Source organism: Mycobacteroides sp. LB1 (genome assembly GCF_013449725.1).
Classification (GTDB): domain Bacteria; phylum Actinomycetota; class Actinomycetes; order Mycobacteriales; family Mycobacteriaceae; genus Mycobacterium.
Genome location: NZ_JACCFF010000003.1, coordinates 1 through 19183, shown reverse-complemented (window position 1 = coordinate 19183; position 19183 = coordinate 1). Strand labels below are relative to the sequence as shown.

At 64.9% G+C, this 19183-nt stretch carries 16 protein-coding genes and 1 pseudogene; 8 read left to right on the top strand and 9 right to left on the bottom strand.

The genetic code is table 11. The features are described from left to right. Positions 1–107 precede the first annotated feature (107 nt). Genes MLB1_RS13720 through MLB1_RS13710 form a run of 3 tightly spaced genes read left to right on the top strand, consistent with a single transcriptional unit; the run spans position 108 to position 2232 of the window. Positions 108–1343 (top strand): alcohol dehydrogenase catalytic domain-containing protein, encoded by a 1236-nt coding sequence (locus MLB1_RS13720; protein WP_180750407.1) that lies wholly within the window; start codon positions 108–110, stop codon positions 1341–1343. Between the two features lie 11 nt (positions 1344–1354). Beyond that, complete coding sequence (locus MLB1_RS13715) at positions 1355–1843, top strand: nitroreductase/quinone reductase family protein (RefSeq protein ID WP_180750406.1); 489 nt, start codon at positions 1355–1357, stop codon at positions 1841–1843. After that, positions 1840–2232 (top strand): DUF4345 domain-containing protein, encoded by a 393-nt coding sequence (locus MLB1_RS13710; protein WP_180750405.1) that lies wholly within the window; start codon positions 1840–1842, stop codon positions 2230–2232. Before MLB1_RS13715 ends, MLB1_RS13710 begins: the two co-directional genes overlap by 4 nt. A 37-nt stretch (positions 2233–2269) precedes the next feature. Here MLB1_RS13710 and MLB1_RS13705 read toward each other — a convergent pair whose 3' ends face one another. The 3 genes from MLB1_RS13705 to MLB1_RS13695 all read right to left on the bottom strand — a co-directional run bounded on the left by MLB1_RS13705 (position 2270) and on the right by MLB1_RS13695 (position 5577). Further along, positions 2270–3673: a mycothione reductase gene (locus tag MLB1_RS13705; RefSeq protein WP_180750404.1), complete on the bottom strand. Its 1404-nt coding sequence runs from the start codon at positions 3671–3673 to the stop codon at positions 2270–2272. An 84-nt stretch (positions 3674–3757) separates the two neighbouring features. Then, positions 3758–4948 carry an ATP-binding protein gene (locus tag MLB1_RS13700; protein ID WP_180750403.1) on the bottom strand — a complete coding sequence of 397 codons (1191 nt, stop codon included), beginning with the start codon at positions 4946–4948 and terminating at the stop codon, positions 3758–3760. Positions 4949–4950: 2 nt separating this feature from the next. Further along, positions 4951–5577, bottom strand: coding sequence for a response regulator transcription factor (locus MLB1_RS13695; protein WP_180750815.1), 627 nt, complete (start codon positions 5575–5577; stop codon positions 4951–4953). Positions 5578–5772: 195 nt separating this feature from the next. On the opposite strand from MLB1_RS13695, the gene MLB1_RS13690 reads away from it, so the two are divergent. Continuing rightward, positions 5773–6087: a hypothetical protein gene (locus MLB1_RS13690; RefSeq protein ID WP_180750402.1), complete on the top strand. Its 315-nt coding sequence runs from the start codon at positions 5773–5775 to the stop codon at positions 6085–6087. A 214-nt stretch (positions 6088–6301) separates the two neighbouring features. Next, positions 6302–7519 carry a MinD/ParA family protein gene (locus MLB1_RS13685; RefSeq protein ID WP_180750401.1) on the top strand — a complete coding sequence of 406 codons (1218 nt, stop codon included), beginning with the start codon at positions 6302–6304 and terminating at the stop codon, positions 7517–7519. Positions 7520–7525: 6 nt separating this feature from the next. Here the strand turns inward: MLB1_RS13685 and MLB1_RS13680 are convergent, their stop codons facing one another. After that, positions 7526–8263, bottom strand: a complete 738-nt coding sequence (locus MLB1_RS13680) for an SDR family oxidoreductase (RefSeq protein WP_180750400.1) — start codon at positions 8261–8263, stop codon at positions 7526–7528. A 175-nt stretch (positions 8264–8438) separates the two neighbouring features. Here MLB1_RS13680 and MLB1_RS13675 point away from each other — a divergent pair, with 175 nt between their 5' ends. The 3 genes from MLB1_RS13675 to MLB1_RS13665 all read left to right on the top strand — a co-directional run bounded on the left by MLB1_RS13675 (position 8439) and on the right by MLB1_RS13665 (position 14976). Further along, complete coding sequence (locus MLB1_RS13675) at positions 8439–9863, top strand: carotenoid oxygenase family protein (RefSeq protein ID WP_255485949.1); 1425 nt, start codon at positions 8439–8441, stop codon at positions 9861–9863. Between the two features lie 45 nt (positions 9864–9908). Beyond that, on the top strand, positions 9909–13793 hold the full coding sequence (gene hrpA / locus MLB1_RS13670) for an ATP-dependent RNA helicase HrpA (protein WP_180750399.1): 3885 nt from the start codon (positions 9909–9911) through the stop codon (positions 13791–13793). Between the two features lie 172 nt (positions 13794–13965). After that, positions 13966–14976 carry a hypothetical protein gene (locus tag MLB1_RS13665; RefSeq protein ID WP_180750398.1) on the top strand — a complete coding sequence of 337 codons (1011 nt, stop codon included), beginning with the start codon at positions 13966–13968 and terminating at the stop codon, positions 14974–14976. Positions 14977–15069: 93 nt separating this feature from the next. On the opposite strand, the gene MLB1_RS13660 is transcribed toward MLB1_RS13665, so the two are convergent. From MLB1_RS13660 to MLB1_RS13640, 5 genes and pseudogenes are all read right to left on the bottom strand, one after another. Further along, complete coding sequence (locus MLB1_RS13660; protein ID WP_180750397.1) at positions 15070–16554, bottom strand: amino acid permease; 1485 nt, start codon at positions 16552–16554, stop codon at positions 15070–15072. Positions 16555–16648: 94 nt separating this feature from the next. Further along, positions 16649–17086: a DUF350 domain-containing protein gene (locus MLB1_RS13655; RefSeq protein WP_180750396.1), complete on the bottom strand. Its 438-nt coding sequence runs from the start codon at positions 17084–17086 to the stop codon at positions 16649–16651. Positions 17087–17145: 59 nt separating this feature from the next. Next, positions 17146–18312, bottom strand: a complete 1167-nt coding sequence (locus MLB1_RS13650) for a glutathionylspermidine synthase family protein (RefSeq protein WP_180750395.1) — start codon at positions 18310–18312, stop codon at positions 17146–17148. Continuing rightward, positions 18312–18926, bottom strand: coding sequence for a hypothetical protein (locus MLB1_RS13645; protein ID WP_180750394.1), 615 nt, complete (start codon positions 18924–18926; stop codon positions 18312–18314). The genes MLB1_RS13650 and MLB1_RS13645 overlap by 1 nt, the downstream gene beginning before the upstream one ends. A gap of 135 nt (positions 18927–19061) precedes the next feature. Beyond that, positions 19062–19183, bottom strand: a pseudogene (locus tag MLB1_RS13640) (WXG100 family type VII secretion target); the annotation flags it as partial.

Genomic DNA, 19183 nt, shown 5'->3' with positions numbered 1-19183 from the left:
CCCGATATGGCCGAACCAATGGCTGCACTCTATTATCTTGACACGGCGTGGTTCCTAATATCAAACTAGAACGATGGCGTTTCAGAAACGAACGGGCGCGCGGCCCGGTGCCCGATAATCGCGGTGGACTGATCCGGCCCCGCACCGCAGCCGGTCACTACGCACGGTTGTTGTCCCCGAACGTGCTGTCGGCCGCACGCGTGGGCCTGGAGCGTGATGTCACGATGCGGGCCAACCGAATCGCGAACGCCGTGCGCGTGGCCCGTCGACCCGGCCACACCCGGATGCGAGGGCTAATCGCCTCACCCGGTGGCGCGTTGCGGTGGCGTGCGGTGCCCAGCCCGGCGCCTCCCGGCCCACTTGGTGCGCTGGTCCGTCCGATTGCCGTCGCGACATGCGACGCTGACCGGGCGATGATGTTGGGCCGCAGCATCTTTCCACTGCCCTTGCATCTCGGACACGAGGCCGTCGCCGAAGTCGTGCAGATCGGAGCCGAAGTGAGCGGGGTACGTGTCGGCGACCGGGTTGTCGTTCCGTTCCAGATCAGTTGCGGCCAATGCACGGCGTGCCGACGCGGTCATACCGCCAACTGTCTATCGGTGCCACCGACATCGATGTACGGGTTCGGGCTATCCGGTGGCTTGTGGGGCGGGGCCCTAGCGGACCTGATGGCGGTGCCTTTCGCCGACGCGATGCTTGTCGGCCTGCCGGCGGGCCTCGCGCCGACTGCGGCGACAGGCGTGGCCGACAACATCTGTGATGCCTACCGACAGATCGCCCCACACCTGCCCGGGCTACTAGCGGCGGACCCCGACACGCAGGTTCTGCTCGTGGGCCGTATCGACGACAAGGATCCGTTGACCTCGGCCACGGTGCTGTTCGCTGCCCTGTTCGCCCGCGCGCTCGGCGCCACGCATATCAGCGTCGTCGATGCCAGGCCCGCATTTCAAGAACGCGCCGCGGCCCTGGGGTTCCAGACTCTCGATCCGCGACACCCGCGGGACTGGCCCGTGGCAGCGCTCACGGTGGACGCCACCGGCACCCCAGCCGGACTGCGAAACGTATTGCGGCACACCGCCCCCGATGGGATCTGCACATGCGTGTGGTCGATGCACCGGCGCGGCAACATACCCCTTCAAGCGGGGTACATGCGCAATCTGACGCTACACATCGGCCGCAGCCACATCCGCTCGCACATCCCCGACGTCCTTGACCTCATGGTGACTGGCAGGTTCCAGCCAGAGCTGGTCACCACCAACGAGGCTTCATTCGACGACGCCCCCGCCGCGCTACGCGAGCACTGCTACGGAGACGCTCTCAAAACCATCCTGACAACTCAGTGAGGTACCCCCGAGTGAACGATCACCCCACCATTCCCGAGCCCATCAACATCGCAGTCCGCGCATTGCTGCAAAGTCCGCTGCACTGGACGATGAGCCACAACACCATGCTGTTGGCAATCACTGGCCGCCGCACGGGCACGGCGTATCGAGTGCCGGTCAGTTATTCGCGCGATGACAACGATCTGGTGTGTTTCACCGACTCCCCCTGGTGGATCAACCTGCGCGGCGGCGCAGCTGTCGCAGCGACAATCCGCGGCCGGTGGCGCAACGGCACCGCACAGGTGACCTACGGCCCGGCCATCACCGAACATCTGACACGTCACATCAAGCTTGTTCCCCGCGACGCGAAGTACCACAGCGTGCAACTCGACCCGAAACGACAACCCAATGCAGCTGACATCGCCCGCGCCGCGGAGGTCACCGCGATGATCCGCGTTCAGAGCGACGAGCCGCGGCAGCCCCGGCCAACACATATCAACCCGACGAGGAGACTCACATGATCATCAGAACCCTCAAGACACTCGGCTGGATAGTCGGTCTCGCGCTCATCGCACTCGGCGCAGGGCGAATCCTGTTCCCCGCCGCCACGATCCCCGGAGGCGGAGCGATGAATGCCACGCTCGACAGCGAAACCCGGGCTGCTGGAGCGCTTTTAGTGGCCTTTGGCGCCGCGTATGTCTGGGCGGTACGCACCTCGCCGATTCCTTCCGCCCTGCTGAAATATCTCGCACTAACCATGGGCCTGCTCGCCACTGCCCGGGTGGTGTCGATGGTCGCAAACGGCATTCCGCACAACGTCTTCGTTGCGGCCGCCGCCATAGAATTCGCTGCCGCCGCGCTCACCTACTGGTACTCCACCATGAACAACGAGGCACCGCTGAACCGATAACCAGCCACGGGCGTTGAGCAGTCCTCGTCACGCTCGTCTAGAGCTCCAGTCCGAGTAGTGCGTTCTCGATCAGCTCGGGCAGTGCCGGGTGTATCCAGTACTGCCCGCGCGCCATATCGCGCACCGGGATCGAGAAGCTCATCGCGGTGATCAACGATTGGATCAACGCCGACGCCTGGTAACCGACGATGTGCGCACCGACCAGCAGGCCCGTCGCGCGGTCCGCAACCAGCTTGCACAGACCCTCGGTGTCCTCCATCGCCCACCCGTACGCGATATCCCCGTAGGCCTGGACCTTGACCGCCACGTCGATCCCGCGCTGCCGGGCCTGGTCCTCCGACAATCCCACCGACGCCACCTGCGGGCGGCTGAACACCGCGCCCGGCACGAACCGATGGTCGCTGGCCGTGGTCGGGGAATCCCAGCCGGCGAGCAGATTCGCCTGCACCACCCGGGCTTCGTGGTTGGCGACGTGCTTGAGCAGATAGTGCGAGCTCACGTCGCCCAGGGCGTAAATGCCGCGCACCGGTGTGCGCTGGTACTGGTCGACCGGCACGCGTCCCTCCTCGTCGAGCGTCAACCCCGCCGCCGCCACATCCAGCTGGTCTCCGTTGGGGGAGCGTCCGGTCGCGACCAGCAGGACATCGCCCGTCACCGTCGACCCGTCGGTGAGGTCCACTTCGACACCGCCGCTATCGATCTCGCGGGCTGCCACAACTTCTGTGTTCAGGCGCACGTCCCACCGCGCCGCCACCACATCGGTGAAACGCTGCGAGATCGTCTCGTCCTGTGCCCGCAACAACCGCGGGCCGCGCGCGATCACCGTCACCGCCGACCCCAGGCCACTGAACACATGCGCGAACTCGGCGGCAATGAAGCCACTGCCCACGATCACCACCCGACCGGGCAGTTCCGGCAGACGCATGATGTCGTCGTTGGTGTGGAAGGACACGCCACTGTCGGCGATAACCGGCGGGATGACCGGACGCGAGCCCGCGGCGATCACCACCTGCCCTGCCTCCAGAATCGTCCCGTCCGACAGTTGGAGACGATGGATCGGGTCGCCCTCGGTATCGGATCCCGGCGCGATGAACCGCGCTTCCTGCTGAAATACGGTGATATTCGGGCAGTCCTCGACGCGGTAGCGCAGACCACCCTCCGCGACCGGGTCGATCCGGCCGAATACGCGTCCACGGATATCGGCCCATCGGGTCCCGCTCACCGAGCTATCGACACCGAGTCGGGGCCCGTCTCGGGCCTCATCCGCCAGGTCTGCCGGATAGACGAACATCTTAGTGGGAATGCATCCGACGTTCAGGCAGGTGCCGCCGTAGGCGCCCCCGTACACACCGCGATCGACGATCGCGATCTGCTGATCCGCAAAACGGTCGTCGGGTAAGGAGTTTCCACTGCCGGAACCGATGATGACGAGGTCGTACACCTGTTCTCCATCTCTTGAGGCCCCATCTCTTGCGGCCGGGGCACCTCCCTCACGGTGCCATAATTTGACGCCGGGCACCCTCGTTCATGAGGCCATGTCGGCGGGCACCGCGACGGATACCCGGGTGCCCGAGCCCAGTGCCGAGGTGATGGTGACACTGCCACCGGAGGCATCAATGGGAACGGTCAGCGAGGCTAGTCCGATATGCCCGTCGGCGACCGATGCGGTGAGGCCTCTGGGATCGAATCCGCTGCCGTCGTCCGCGACGACGAGGGTGATGAGATTTCCATCCCGAGCGAGCTCCATGTGGATGTTCTTGGCACGGCCGTGTTTCACGGCATTGGTTAACAACTCCTTGGCCGCGCGGTAAACCAGCGGTTGCACCGAGGGGCTGCCCACCTCCTGTAATTCGGTGCTGACCTCGACTGTGCCCCGCGCCGCATACTGCCGCCCCAGCTCACGAATCGCCGCCGACAATCCCAGCTCGGAGAGCACCTGCGGATGCAGCGAGGACACGGCCCCGCGTAGCGCCGCAGCCGTCTCCCGCAACGAGGAATGCACCGCCTCCAGCACCGGATCCGGTTGGCGTTCAAGCACTTCTTCGATCTCCAGCCGCGCCGCCAGCAGGTTCTGCAGCGGGCCGTCGTGCAATTGTTCGGCGACTGCACGGTTATGGCGCTCGTCGGCGCGCATTGCCTCCAGTACCAGCTGCTCACGCGTGTGCAACAGCTGTCCTACATGTTCGGAACGGCGTTTGAGGACAAAGCACATCCCAGCGGTGACGATCGCCAACCACAACAATGTTGCGACGGTGACGTATTCGTCGCCGGGAATGCTGTCCAGGTTGCCGTTCCTGGTGTAGAACACCAGAACGCCGAAATACCCTGCAGCGGTGATTGTTCCAAGGATAGCCGTCACGGCCGGACGTTCTTGAAATGCCACTGAAACGGGTAGCAGGAAGAACACCGGAAGCAATTCTGAGGTGCCGTAGCCGGAGGCAACGCATAGCGCCACCACGGCGGCGATGTCGACGGCGGTGGCGGCGGGGGCCACCCACAGTGGGACGTGTCCACGAACCGCGATTGCCACCCACACGATCGCCGACACCGTGTACACAGCGAGCACGCCGTAATACACGCCGTCATGCCACATTTCGATATTGGGGTTCGACCCGAGCAGCACGATCAGCACTATCAACGGAAGCCGCAGCCAGGCTGACACTCGCATGGGTTCGGCGGTGAAGTAGTCGGCCACCCGGTCCAGCTGGATCGCCATGGCTACTCCAATAGCCCGCGACGCATGGCCTCGGCCACAGCCGCCGCGCGGTCGCCGACACCGAGTTTCTCGTACAACCGTTGCACATGGGTCTTCACCGTGGACGGAGCCAGGAACAGCACCTTGGCCATTGCCGGCACGGTGTTGCCGTCCGCGATCATCCGCAGCACCTCACGTTCCCGCGCACTCAGCGACGGGCCCGTGCGCTGTGCGCGCCTGCGGATCTCGCCGGCCAGGCCCGTCGTCAGACTCGCTGTCACCACATCGCGGCCCCGCGCGCACTCGAGCACCGCGCTGACCAGTTCTGCGCGCGTGGACTCCTTCGACAGGAAACCCGCGGCGCCCTGTTCCAGGGCGTGATACACGATCGCCGCGTCATCGTGAGCCGAGAGCAGCAGCACCCGGGTGGGCAGCTCATCGCGTTGTACGGCGGCCGCCACCTGGGTCCCGTCCAGCTCCGGCATCCGGTAGTCGACAAGCGCGACATCGGGCAGGTGCTCTCTGATCAGCGCCAGCGCGCTGGCACCGTTCTCCGCCTCCGCCACCACCGTTATCTGGCCGCTACCGGTCAGCGCCCGGACCACGCCCTCACGGAAGAGCGGGTGATCGTCACCCACCACTACCCGCACCAGCTCGGCGCTCACCTGCACAAACGCAAGCTTGGCACGCCAAATCGGGGCGTGTCCCCCAATTGGTGGACATCAACATCATCCCCCTGATCGGCCACTTGCCCGACAGACTTTCCCGCCGCCACGCCGCATCGTTGCAGTATCACCAAGCAGCCCGGTGATCCAACTCAAAGCCTTACTGGCACAGGAGAAATCATGAAGAAGTACATCATCGCCGGAACCGCCGCCGCCGCTCTCGCACTCGCGCCCCTCGGCTTCGCCCTGGGCACCGCGTCCGCCCAGACCGACGGCTCGAACGCCCAGCAGACCGTCAGCGAGCTTCAGGCACAGGGTTACAGCGTGATCGTCAGCAAGACCGGGTCCAAGGCCCTCAACCAGTGCACCGCCAGCAGCGTCCGTCCCGGACAGAGCACCACTCGGTCCGATTACGGCCTACCGAGCAACAAGCGTCCGGGCGTCTTCACCACCACCACGACCACCAAGACCATGTACGTGGACGTGACCTGCTGATACGGCGGCCATACCGAGTACATACCAACCGCGTTCCATTTGATGCCGATTCAGACACGGGTGGGTAACAGCCCTCGCCTTCCGACCAACGTGCATAAGAGACTTTCGTATGCGACCAACGGGTTTCATGCTGCCCGCGCTGCAGAACGAACTGTCTCATAACGAGCAGTCGGAACGCTGGGGCCAAGCGGCTTCTGGTGGAGGAGGAGATTCCGTGAGTGCGCCCAACGATTCCCCGGCGGACGGCTCCGAGGACGAGATCCTCGACCGCACCGGCCCGATCATCCCGATCAAACTAGGAGCGCACGCCAAACGACTCCGCGCCGCAGCCGCCGCGCAGCAGCAGCCTCAACAGGAACCCCTGCCCCCGCAACCGACGCCCCAACTGCTACCCCGCGGCCCTTTGTCCATCGTCGATGCCGCCCCGCCCCACGATCCGCGTGTCGATCCCCCTCCGGCCATCGGCGACGCCTTGGGAGCCCAGCTTCGTGCCGAGATGCTGCCCCCGCCGCGTCGGCCTGCTTCCATTGGTTGGCGTAAGTGGGTGTACCGCGGAAGTTTTGGCGCCATCAATCCCGGCGAGTCCCGCGAAGAGACCGAACTTCGAGAGCTCACCGCCGTGGTGCGCACCCCCTGGCGGGGTATCCACTCTCTGGCGGTCCTGGGCGGGAACGGCGGCGTCGGCAAGACGATGATGACCGCCGCCCTCGGCTCCGTGCTGTCCGAGCTGCGCCGCAAGGACATGGTGCTGGCCACCGACGCCGATCCGGGCCAGTCGGCCAACCTGGCCTCGTGGATCGACCCGTCGGCCTCCTCAACCTTCGCCGATGTCCTGGCGCAGCACGAACCCGAGCGCAACTTCGATCTGCGCTTCTTCGTCGGTCAGAACTCGGAAACCGGACTGGATGTGCTTGCCGCCAACGCACATTCGGTGCGTCCCCGTGGGGAACTCAACTCGGAGATCTACACGCAGGCGCACAATCGGCTGCAGCGGCTCTACAGCCTGCTCATCACCGATACCGGCGTGGACTTCTGGCATCCGGTGATGCCGGGCGTGCTGCGCAGCGCCAACGGTGTGGTGCTCGTGGCGGCCGCCACCCCCGTCGGTGCCGAGGGCGCAGTCCGGGCGATCGAATGGCTCATCTCCGAGGGCTACGAGTACCTGATTCCCCGAATGGTCGTCGTTATCAACCATGTCCGCGGCTATGACAGTCGCGAGGATCGCCGAAACTCCGAACGTCTGGTGGCGGCGATGGTCGCCCGATTCCACCGATGGATCTCGCCGAACCACATTGTGGCCGTTCCGTATGACCCACATATCGCGACCGCGGGCCCGCTGGACATCCAACAGCTGCAGCCGGAGACCTGGCACGGCTTGTTGACGGCGGCGGCTTCGGTCTCGGCCGGCCTGGCGAGCGCGTGGAGCGTGTAATCCGGCTCAGCGCAGCGAGTAGCCGCCGTCGGGGTACAACGTCGAGCCGGTAGTGCCGGTGTTCAGCAGCAGGTAGACGACGGCCTGGGCCACTTCGTCTTCTGTGACGGCCCGGCCCAGGGTGGACGCCGCTGCGATGTGTTCAAAGGCCTGCCGGCGCACCTCGGGCGCACGCTGGTTCCATAGGTGCCCGTCCACGGTGCCGGGGGACACCGCATTGACCCGGACGGGCGCCAGCTCGAGGGCGAGCCCACGGGCCAGGCCCTCGATGGCCGCATTGGCCGCGACATACGCCGGGGCATTCCCGGCGGGCCGGACGCCGGCCGCCCCCGACATCAACACCACCGAGGCATCCTCGGCAAGCTTCGGCAACGCCGTCTTCACCGCGCGGTACTGGCCCCAGAACTTCGACTGGAACGGTGTCGCGGCCTCCTCGACGGACAGCTCGGCGATCGATCCCGTCACGTAGGTCGCGGCGGTGGTGAACAGCCCGTGCACCACGTCGATGTCCGTGAAGAACTCGTCGATGCTCGACGGCTCTGAGGTATCGACCGGGTGCCAACGCGCCCTTGACCCGAGCTCGCGTGCGGCCGCGGCGAGGGTGGCAGCGGTACGGCCGCCCAGCACGACATCGCCGCCCGCCGCGGTCACCAACCCGGCCACACTCCGCCCGATGCCGGTACCCCCGCCGATCAAGACAACGGTGCGACCCGTGAAGGCCGTCTCGGACAAGAACGCGGTCATCGGTGCGAAGCTACCCGCGGGACGGTGGCGAGTCGCGTCTTGGGCGCTCGGCGATCCGAATGGCTTCCGAATGGCCATTGACTTCTGGTCCGCCGCGAGGCAACAATCCATTCATATCTGCGAACAGCTGTGTGCAGATATGAATGGACCCGACTCTCAGCCCGAGGAGCTCGTAATGACCCTTGCCGACAGCCAACTGGCCGACGCCCTCGAGATGTACCGGCCCGCACAGGAAACCCCCGACGAGACCGTGCTGCCGCTGACCGGATCAGTGCCACAGGAGCTCCGCGGCGCCCTCTATCGCAACGGCCCCGCCGATTGGGACCACGGCGGGTTCCGTGCGGCCCACCCGTTCGACGGTGACGGACTAGTCGTGAAGTTCACGATCGCCGACGGCGAGGTGCGTTTCCGCTCACGCTTCGTCGATACACCGAAGCGGCGCAAGGAAGCACGCGGCCGGGGCGCGCACATCCGCGGCGTCTATACCCAGGGAAAACACCTATGGGACAACACGGGCCGGCAGCCCGCCGACACCGCGAACACTCACGCCGTCATCCACGCCGACCGGTTACTGGCACTCAGTGACGCCGGTCGGCCCTGGGAGATCGACCGAGATGACCTGAGCACCATCGGGCCCTGCACATTCGACGGGCGGCTGCCGCGATTCTCCAGGTTCTCGCCACATCCACGCATCGATCCGGATACCGGCGAACTGTTCAACTTCGGGCTGGACGTTTCGCCCTCACTGTCAGGGCCCACCGTCGCATGCCTGCGGTGTTTCCGGGTTGACCCAAACGGAGGGCTGACCCAGATCGCCAAGATCCCCACCGATCACATCTACATTCAGCACGACTTTGCCATTACCCCAACATATTTGGTGTTCGCGTTGGCACCGATCACCGTGGATCCCATCCGCGCAGGATGGGCCGGCCTAGGCCTCACGGCACTGGGCGACAGTGCCGATTACCGGCCTGAACAGGGCATGAGAATCGTGTTGGTCCCCCGTCGGGGAGGCCCTCACCGAATCGTCGAATGCGACCCCCTGGTCTATGTCCACGTCGACAACGCCTACGAAGACCGGGGTGATGTCGTGCTGGATATCGTGCGCCACCAGGACTTCGACTTCCTCACCGCCGGGTTGAAGAAGTTCCGCACCCAGGCGCCCACGCTGGGCTGGCCAACGCGACTGCGCATCACTCAGGGCGGAAGAGTGCATGTTACCGATTACCCCACGGCCCCTGCGGAATTTCCCACGCACGACGAACGTCGAACGGGCCACGAACACCGCTATACGTATCTATCCGCCCAGCGGGAAGCCGATCAGAACATGATCGTGAAACTCGACCGCGCCACCGACACGCAACGTGGCCACACGTTCGCGCCCGGCGTAGTGGCAGGCGAGCCGATATTCGTCCCGAAGAATCCAGGTGCTGAGGAGGACGAGGGCTGGATACTCGCAGTCGCCTACAACAGCGGTGCACATCGAACAGAGCTGCATATCCTCGATGCCGCCGCCATCGAGGGCCCCGCGCTCGCCGTTGCGATCCTTCCCGGTCGCCACTTTCCCGGATTTCACGGCAGCTTTACCGACAGAATCTAGAGGCGGCCACCAAGGCCGGGCACGCCGCCGCCTATCGTTGCCGGAGTGTCCGAATTGTCCCGCGCCGAGCTGCGCGCACGCCTCGACGGACTCACGATTCGCGACGCGTCCCGGCTCGGCCGCCGTATCAAGAACCTGCGCAGCCCGGCCGATGCCGAGAAGCTTGTTGAGCAGATCACCGCGGCAGAAGCATTGGTCGCCACCCGGATCGCTGCGATCCCGACGATCGCGTACCCGGATCTGCCCGTCAGCGCACATCGCGAGGAGCTCGCCAAAGCCATCTCCGCGCATCAGGTGGTCATCGTCGCCGGAGCAACCGGATCGGGGAAAACCACACAGCTTCCCAAGATCTGCCTGGAACTGGGACGCGGTATCCGCGGCACCATCGGCCACACCCAGCCACGCCGACTGGCGGCACGCACCGTCGCCGAGCGCATCGCTGAGGAGCTGGGCACTCCGCTCGGCGAAACCGTCGGCTACACCGTCAGATTCACCGATCAGGCGAGCGACCGCACCCTGATCAAGCTGATGACCGACGGCATCCTGCTCGCGGAGATCCAGCGCGACCGACGGCTGCAGCGCTACGACACCCTCATCCTCGATGAGGCGCACGAACGCAGCCTCAACGTCGACTTCCTACTCGGCTATCTGCGCGAGCTGTTACCGCAGCGGCCCGATCTGAAAGTCATCGTCACCTCGGCCACCATTGAGCCGCAACGCTTCTCGGCGCACTTCAACGACGCCCCCATCGTGGAGGTCTCGGGTCGGACGTATCCGGTCGAAATCCGGTACCGGCCGCTGGAGGTTCCGGTACCCGGCGATTCCGGAGACGATCCCGATGACCCCGATCATGAGATCGTCCGCACCCAAATGCGCGACCAAACCGAGGCCATCTCCGATGCGGTCCGCGAGCTAGAAGACGAGCCGCCGGGAGACGTGCTGGTCTTTCTGTCCGGCGAGCGCGAGATCCGCGACGTCACGGAGGCGTTGCGTGGCGCCTTCCATAACACCGAGATTCTTCCGCTGTACGCACGGCTGGCAACGGCCGAGCAGCACAAGGTCTTTCAGGCGCACACGGGTAGGCGCGTGGTGCTGGCCACCAATGTCGCGGAGACCTCGCTGACGGTTCCCGGTATCCGGTACGTCATCGACCCCGGTACCGCACGCATCTCCCGCTACAGCCGGCGTACCAAGGTGCAGCGCCTTCCGATCGAACCCATCTCACAGGCCTCGGCCGCGCAGCGGTCAGGCCGGTCCGGGCGTACCGCACCGGGTGTGTGTATCCGGCTGTACTCCGAACAGGACTTTGAGGCTCGCCCGCGCTATACCGATCCGGAGATCCTGCGCACCAATCTCGCCGCCGTCATCCTGCAGATGGCTGCCCTGCAGCTGGGCGATATCGAGAACTTCCCATTCCTGGATCCGCCCGACAAGCGCAGCATCCGCGACGGTGTGCAGCTGCTGCAGGAGCTCGGCGCATTCGATGCGAACGGTGCCATCACCGAGCTGGGGCGCCGGCTGGCGCGACTGCCCCTCGACCCACGGATCGGACGGATGATCCTGCAAGCCGATTCTGAGGGCTGCGTCGGGGAAATCCTGGTGCTCGCGGCCGCACTGTCGATTCCCGATCCGCGGGAGCGTCCGGCAGATCGTGAGGAGGCCGCGCGGCAAAAGCATGCCCGGTTCGCCGATGACCATTCCGACTTCAGCGCCTACCTCAATCTCTGGCGGTACCTCCAGGAGCAACGAAGCCAGCTCTCGGGCAGTGCGTTTCGACGCACGTGCCGTGACGAGTTCCTGCACTATCTGAGGATCCGGGAATGGCAGGACCTGGTGGGCCAGCTGCGCAGCATCGCGCGCGACCTCGGTATCCGGGAATCGGGAGAGCAGGCCGATCCGGCGCGCGTCCACGCCGCCTTAACCGCCGGTCTGCTATCCCATATCGGGTTGCGCGAGGGCGACACCCGGGACTACTCGGGCGCGCGCAACACCAAGTTCGTGCTCGCTCCCGGGTCGGTGCTGACCAAGAAGCCGCCCCGGTGGGTGGTGGTCGCAGACCTGGTGGAGACCAGCAGGCTCTATGGGCGCATCGCGGCCCGCGTCGAACCCCAGTCGGTGGAGCGGATCGCTGGAGATCTGGTGCAGCGCAACCACAGTGAGCCGCATTGGGATGCCGAACGCGGAGCCGTCATGGCCTTCGAACGGGTAACCCTCTACGGACTGCCGCTGGTACCGCGCCGCCGTGTGGGCTACGCAGAGGTCGACCCCGAGCTCGCCCGCGAGCTGTTCATCAGGCACGCCCTCGTCGAGGGCGACTGGGAGACCAAGCATCACTTTGTCCGCGACAATGCCCAGCTGCTACAGGAACTGTCCGAGCTGGAGGACAAGGCACGCCGACGCGATCTCCTGGTGGGCGATGACGAGATCTACTCCTTCTATGCGGCCCGGATTCCGGAGGATGTCGTCTCCGCGAGGCATTTCGACGCCTGGTGGCGCAAGCAACGGCACCAGACGCCGGATCTACTGACGTTCACCCGCAACGATCTGCTGCGTAGCGAGGACGCGGCCGCCGATATGCCCGACACGTGGAGATCGGGCGATGTGGCGCTGCCGGTGAGCTATCGATTCGAACCGGGTGCCGCCGACGACGGCGTGTCCGTGCATATCCCGGTGGAGGTGCTCGCCCGTCTCGGAGGCAACGAATTCGCCTGGCACGTACCGGCCTTGCGCGAGGAGCTGATCACCGCGCTCATCCGCTCCCTGCCCAAGGATCTGCGCCGCAACTTCGTTCCCGCACCCGATACCGCCCGCGCGGTGCTCACCAATCTTGAACCCGGGAGCGAACCCCTGGTGTACGCGCTGGGCCGGGAGCTGCATCGGATCAGCGGCATCCGTGTGCCCACCGATGCCTTCGACCTCGACAAGGTGCCCCCGCACCTGCGGATGACTTTCGTCGTCGAATCCGCGGACGGCACCGAGGTGGCGCGCGACAAGAATCTCGACACATTGCAGGAACGGCTCGCGGGCTCCACACGCCGGGCCGTGGCAACAGCGGTGGCCGGGGAGTGGGAACGCAACGGTCTACGCGCCTGGCCCGAGGATCTCACCGAATTGCCCCGTACCGTAGAACAACTCAGCGGCGGGCACACGGTGCGCGGATTCCCGGCGCTGATCGACGCGGGTACCTCGGTGGACATCCGGGTGTTCGCCACCGCTGCCGAGCAGCGGGCCGCCATGGCCACCGGCGCCCGGCGCCTGCTGCGCCTGTCGATTCCGTCACCCATGAAAGCCGTTGAACGGGGCCTAGATCCACGGTCCAAACTGCTGCTCTCGTCAAATCCGGATGGCTCGCTTGCGGCCCTGCTCGACGACTGTGCCGACGCCGCGGTCGATCTGCTGGCGCCCACGCCGATCTGGACCCGAGCAGAGTTCACCGCGCTGCGGGACCACGCCACGCAGGGTCTCGCGGCAACTACCCTCGACATTCTGCGCCGTGCCGAGAAGGTAGTGGCGGCCTGGAGTGAGGTGCAGGTGGCTTTGCCCACCAAAGCCCCTGTCGCCCAATCCGATGCCATCGCCGATATGCGCGAACAACTCGGCGGACTGCTCCCGATCGGGTTCGTCACCGCCACCGGCGCCGCGCGACTGCTGGACCTGGCGCGCTATGTCACCGCCATCGGCAAGCGACTCGAGCGGCTGTCGCAGGGGGTGGAGACCGACCGCGGGCTGATGCACCGAGTGCACGCCGTCGAGGACGCCTTTGACGACCTGCTGCGTGACCTACCTGCCGGGCGATCCGATGATTCCGATATCCGGGATATCGCCTGGTTCATCGAGGAGCTGCGGGTGAGCCTGTGGGCCCAACAACTCGGTACCGCGCGTGCCGTCAGCGAGCAACGAATCCTCAAGGCGATCAACGCTGCTCGCTAGCCGCCTTTGTCCACTTCTAGCTCCGCCGCCTCTGCTTCTGGCTACGGCACCGCCAGATTCCTAGACTGGGTGGCGCGACCTTTGCCCGAATCGCTGAATGACCACTTCATTTCCACATACCGTGGTAGCCCCACGGTGCAGGCCGCATCGACGATCTGGCACACTGGCAACCATGGGGACTAGATTCTTGCTGCAGCCGTGGTGGGTGCGATTAGCGGTTACCGCGGCTGCTGCGGCGGTGCTGTACCTTCCGTTCTGGCTGCTGTACTTCGGTGATCGCGATACTGATCCCCGCTGGCTGGCACTCCAGGCCGGCGCCGTCGTGGTCGGCATCGCGGCCCTCGCGATCGGTATTCAGCAACGACCGCACCGCTACTGCACGGCTGCAGTCGCCGGGCTCGACAGGCACCAACGTTCGCAGGCGCTCACCGCTGTCTGGCGCGGCGATCCGCCCGACGACCCGGCCGCGCTAGCGGCAGCGATCCAAATGGGCAGCGTCATGCTCGAGACACGAAAGCAGATGCCCCGCTGGCTGATTCGCCTCTGGTGGCTCCCGATCCTGCTGATGATCAGCGGAGCTTTGTTGATCTTCTACAGCGACGGCGCTCGACGGGGTTCTGGCTACTTACTTCTCGCACTCGCGGTGTCTGCACTAACCTGCTGGAGCGAGTATCACTTCCGCCGGGTACAGCATCAGATGCAACTGCTCGACGCCGCGGCAGGTTCGCATCCCGAGGCCGCACCCGCGGTGCTGCCTCGCTATCAGCCCCCGTCGCGGTCACGTCTACTGATCGCCGCCACAGTCGCCGGGGCCATCGTCGGCGGCCTCACTGCCTTCAACGGCAGCGAGAAGCCCACTGACTGCGACACAGCCTTGAGCGTGCTCGGGATCTACGTCGACGACGAGCATCGCGATCTCACCAAAGGCGATCTGATTGGGCCCCACGGACCGCCGCTCAGCGCCTATCAGGACTGGGCCAACCGTATGCGCAACCACCCCAAACTGTCCGATCAGAATCTCGCGGAGCGGGTTCAGCACCTGACCGACCTTGCCGACCAAGCCGTAGATATCGTGAAACGAACCCGTGAAGCAGGCGCCGACGCCACCGCCTATGACGCGGTCGTACAGCAGATACTCAATGAGGGCCAAGCCATCCTCAACGTCTGCAAAGCGCAGCGCTAGCGGCGTCGGTTCGCATGCCTGCCGGGCGAGCCGACGATTCCGATGGCCCCACCAACTCGGCACCGCATGCGCCGTCAGCGAGCAGCGGGTGTGCTACCTGTTCCTGCCGCCCGGCGGGTCGTCCAGCATGGGAGTATGCGCGATCACCGGATAGGCACCGGTGTACCCGATGCGGTCGCGGGCGAGCTGCAGCACGCGGCCCCGGCAGAGGTACCACCCCGCGGTCAGCACGGGGACGAGTACCACGATCGCGATCAGGTTCCACCAGTTCTCGTAACACATCAGCACCACCACGGCCGCCAGGAACGCCAGCGTCAGGTACCCGGTGTACGGCGCTCCGGGCATCCGGAAGCTGCCTCGCTGCAGAATGCCCCGCTGCGACCACCGGTACAGCTGGATCTGGCAGATCACGATGGTGGCCCACGACGAGATGATTCCCAATGCCGCCAGATCCAGGGCGGTTTCAAAAGCCTCGGCGGGGATGACCAGGTTCATGAATATCCCGACGAGCGTAAAAGTGCCGGTGACCGCGATGCCCATAAATGGGACGCCACCGGAGGTCATGCGTGACAACACCTTTGGTGCACTGCCGTTCATCGCAAGGGAACGCAGGATCCGCCCCGTGCTGTAAAGACCCGCGTTCAGGCTCGACAGCGCCGCCGTCAGCACCACGAAGTTCATCACGTCACCGGCGTACGGCACGCCAATCCGGGAGAAGAAAGTGACGAACGGGCTCTCCCCGGCTTTGTAGGTTCCATAGGGCAACAGCAGCGCCAGCAGGATGAGTGAACCCACATAGAAGACCGCGACGCGGAACACAACCGAGTTGATGGCGCGGGGCATCACCTTCTCCGGGTTCTCCGTCTCACCCGCGGCTATGCCGACCAGCTCGACGGCGGAGTACGCAAAGACGACTCCCGAGGTGACAATGACCAAAGCCATGAGACCGGCCGGCAAAAGGCCGCCGTTGTCTGCGATCACCGATGGCCCCGTGCTGGCGCCCTCGATCGTGAAACGACCCGCCAAAAAGACAGTCCCGATGACCAAGAACCCCATGATGGCAACCACTTTGATCAGCGCCGCCCAGAACTCCATCTCGCCGAACAGCTTGACGCTGATGGTGTTCATGGTGAGCACGATGAACAAGGCGATGAGCGCGATGAGCCATTGCGGTATCGCCTCGAACGCACTCCAGTAGTGCATGTACAGCGCGATGGCCGTCACGTCGACGATGGCGGTGGCGGCCCAGTTGAAGAAGTACATCCAGCCCGCGACGTATGCCGCCTTCTCGCCTAGGAATTCCCGTGCGTACGACACGAACGACCCCGAGGACGGGCGGTGCAAGATCAGCTCGCCCAACGCACGCAGGATGAAGAACACGAATACCCCGCAGACCGCATAGACCAAGAACAAGCCCGGTCCCGCGCTGTGCAACCGGCCACCGGCTCCCATGAACAGCCCGGTGCCGATGGCTCCCCCGATACCGATCATCTGGACTTGTCGGTTCTTCAGCCCCTTGTGATATCCCTGTTCCTCAGGTGCCTGGGCAGATGTGTCGTATGTTGCCGGAGACGCCATCGTGCGACCGTATCGACCGGAAAGTTACTGACTGGAACAATGGTGTTACAAACATGCTGCGAACGGTGCCGTAGCTGAACCGTGTCGCACCCGGCTAGAGGATGGCGGCTGCGATCACCAGCCCGACTGCCAGGTAAGCGGCGGCGACGACGACCGCTGCGGGCACGAACTTCTCGTGCGCTAGCAAGTCCCCGACATCGACTCCCACTACCCACTCGATCAATCTGATGCAGATCGTCTGGGCCGCAATGCCGATCAGCCCGAATACCAGAGTCCGGAACAAGCCCTCGGCGATGTTCCCCGACGCACTGTAGATGGCCAGCACAATCACCAGCGCCTGCGACAGCAGCCCGGCGGCGGTGACGACGGCAGCATTGGGGAGGCCTGCGCGGACCATCTGACGCAGGGGTCCTGGGGTCGTCCAGTCCAACACTAGAAATCCGACGACCATCAATGCGAAGCCGAGCGCGGCGTACAACCAGATTCCCGCCGCCCCGTGCGCGACGATCGACCAATATCCTGCTGCGTTCATGGTTGCCATCCCGATCTCTCTGGGTTACTCGGTTTCCCGAGGCCGGTGCTTATTCTTCTCTACCGCAGTGGAATCCGGTGTGGAACGAACGCGGCGCCATCGTCGGTGATCAGGCCTGCGGTCTCCCGGATTCCCAGCCCCGCCGACTCGTCACCGACAATCCAGGCGCCCAGGACCGGCCTCATTCCGTCGAACTGGGGCAGCGGGTCCAACAGCTGATAGACATAGCCTTCCTCGCCGTAGACCCCGCCCGTGGCCGTCTCGTGCCCGGCTCCCACCACGGTGATGTTGGCACCCTCACGGCCAAGTTTCGGCTTGCGGACATACTCCGTCAGCTCGTGCGGGTCATCAAGGTAGGCCGGTAACAGGTTCGGGTGGCCGGGGTACATCTCCCATAGGACGGCAAGAATCGCCTTGTTGCTCAACAGTGTTTTCCACAGCGGCTCTATCCAGAGAGTCTCGGGTAGCAGGTCCACCGCGTGGCGGCCAAAGTCGTCATCGAGTACCCACTCCCAGGGATACAGCTTGAAGATCGATTCGATCGGCGCCTCTTCCAGATCCACCAGGCGATTCAGGTCGTGATCCCAGCCGATCTCCTCGATCGGGAGACCCACCGTGTTCAGCCCGGCCTCAGCTGCGCATTCCTGTAGATAGGCCAGGGTCACGTTGTCCTCGCCGCTCTGATCCGCCGACGACCACGTGAAATGTGTTTCAGTACTGGGGAGTTGCTGGGCGATCTGCTTCCAGCGCCCCACCAACTGCTCGTGCAGGGAGTTCCACTGATCGTCATCGGGGAAGACATCCGTCTTCCAGTGCCACTGCAAGATGGCCGCTTCCAGCAGGGAGGTGGGGGTGTCGGCGTTGTACTCGAGCAGCACCGGCGGCCGCTGCCCGTCATACCGCAGGTCGAATCTGCCGTATAGATGTGGATCTCTTCTGCGCCAAGATTTTTCGATATGCTCCCAGGTCCATTCCGGTAGCCCGAAATCTCCGTAGCGCCCGGTGAGAATCACCTGTTCGACGGCACCCAGGCACATGGAGTGCAGCACCTCGACGGTCGCCTCCAGGGAGAGCACCTCATCCATGTCGAAGACATAGTGGACCGACTCGTCCCAATAGGGCCGGTCGCTGCCGTCCGCCAGCCGCGCCGGGGTGCCGTAGCACATCCCTTGGGCAGCAACGATTTCTTCCCACCCGAGCCGCGGGTGGCCACGCTGGCGACGCATCAGCTGCCCGAACTTCCCGAGCTGCTGGACCCGAAGCCGCCGCGTGATACCGACGTGGATCTCGTTACGTCGCCCGAGCCACCGGATTTGGTGATCGACGTGCCCGAACTGCTCCGAGCGGTCGCGCCCCGCGGCAGCTCTAAACTTCCACCGGAAGCGATGCTGCCGATACCCCGGTTCGATCCGCCGTAGTAGTACCGGTAGGGCGAGCCTGCATAAATGAACATGCCACCCGAGGATGCGGTACCCCGTTCGCAGTACTCCTCGGGCGCAACGGCGTTCGAGCCATCGCGAACACACGTGGCCGCCACTTCTTCGTCGCGGTCGATCATCGCGTACCCCACTGCCACCACGGCCGCTATACCCACCACGACCACAGATCCCATGAGGATGTTTCCGCCCACTCGACGACGGTCCTCGGCCTTCTGGGCACGGACCTCCGCGACTCTCCGTTCGGCTTCGCGCGTCCGCCGCGCCTTGTCACGGGCTCTGGCCTCAGCGACAGTAGGCGGTCGTGGCCTGGTGATACCCGGTTCTTGCCATCGCACGGCACCCCGGCCCTGCTGCGCGCCGCGGTGAGTGGCATCCTCATCATCCGAGGAGGGATCGGGCATATCTCCCCCTTTGCCCAAATCATGGAACACACAACTCATTTGACCGTACAACAGTAGCCCGGGGCCGGACAGCATGAGGGCCAGAAACCCTGTCCGGATCTCTGGCCCTCATGCGGTGGAGCTGCTAGTCGGCGTTTATGCGCCCCATTTGGCTCCTTCGGCCATGTCGCGGGCGTTCATGGACAGGGTGTTGGTTTCGTGGGTGTTGCCCATGGCGCGGTAGGCGCGGATGAGTTCTTCCATGGCGGTGTTCCATT

What these genes read in the sequence shown, in the direction of transcription:
- MLB1_RS13710 (WP_180750405.1), top strand. Translation starts at nt 1,840, where the DNA reads ATGATCATCAGAACCCTCAAGACACTCGGCTGGATAGTCGGTCTCGCG.
- MLB1_RS13700 (WP_180750403.1), bottom strand. Translation starts at nt 4,948, where the DNA reads ATGGCGATCCAGCTGGACCGGGTGGCCGACTACTTCACCGCCGAACCC.
- MLB1_RS13690 (WP_180750402.1), top strand. Translation starts at nt 5,773, where the DNA reads ATGAAGAAGTACATCATCGCCGGAACCGCCGCCGCCGCTCTCGCACTC.
- MLB1_RS13680 (WP_180750400.1), bottom strand. Translation starts at nt 8,263, where the DNA reads ATGACCGCGTTCTTGTCCGAGACGGCCTTCACGGGTCGCACCGTTGTC.
- MLB1_RS13675 (WP_255485949.1), top strand. Translation starts at nt 8,439, where the DNA reads ATGACCCTTGCCGACAGCCAACTGGCCGACGCCCTCGAGATGTACCGG.
- MLB1_RS13665 (WP_180750398.1), top strand. Translation starts at nt 13,966, where the DNA reads ATGGGGACTAGATTCTTGCTGCAGCCGTGGTGGGTGCGATTAGCGGTT.
- MLB1_RS13660 (WP_180750397.1), bottom strand. Translation starts at nt 16,554, where the DNA reads ATGGCGTCTCCGGCAACATACGACACATCTGCCCAGGCACCTGAGGAA.
- MLB1_RS13655 (WP_180750396.1), bottom strand. Translation starts at nt 17,086, where the DNA reads ATGAACGCAGCAGGATATTGGTCGATCGTCGCGCACGGGGCGGCGGGA.
- MLB1_RS13650 (WP_180750395.1), bottom strand. Translation starts at nt 18,312, where the DNA reads ATGCGTCGCCAGCGTGGCCACCCGCGGCTCGGGTGGGAAGAAATCGTT.
- MLB1_RS13645 (WP_180750394.1), bottom strand. Translation starts at nt 18,926, where the DNA reads ATGCCCGATCCCTCCTCGGATGATGAGGATGCCACTCACCGCGGCGCG.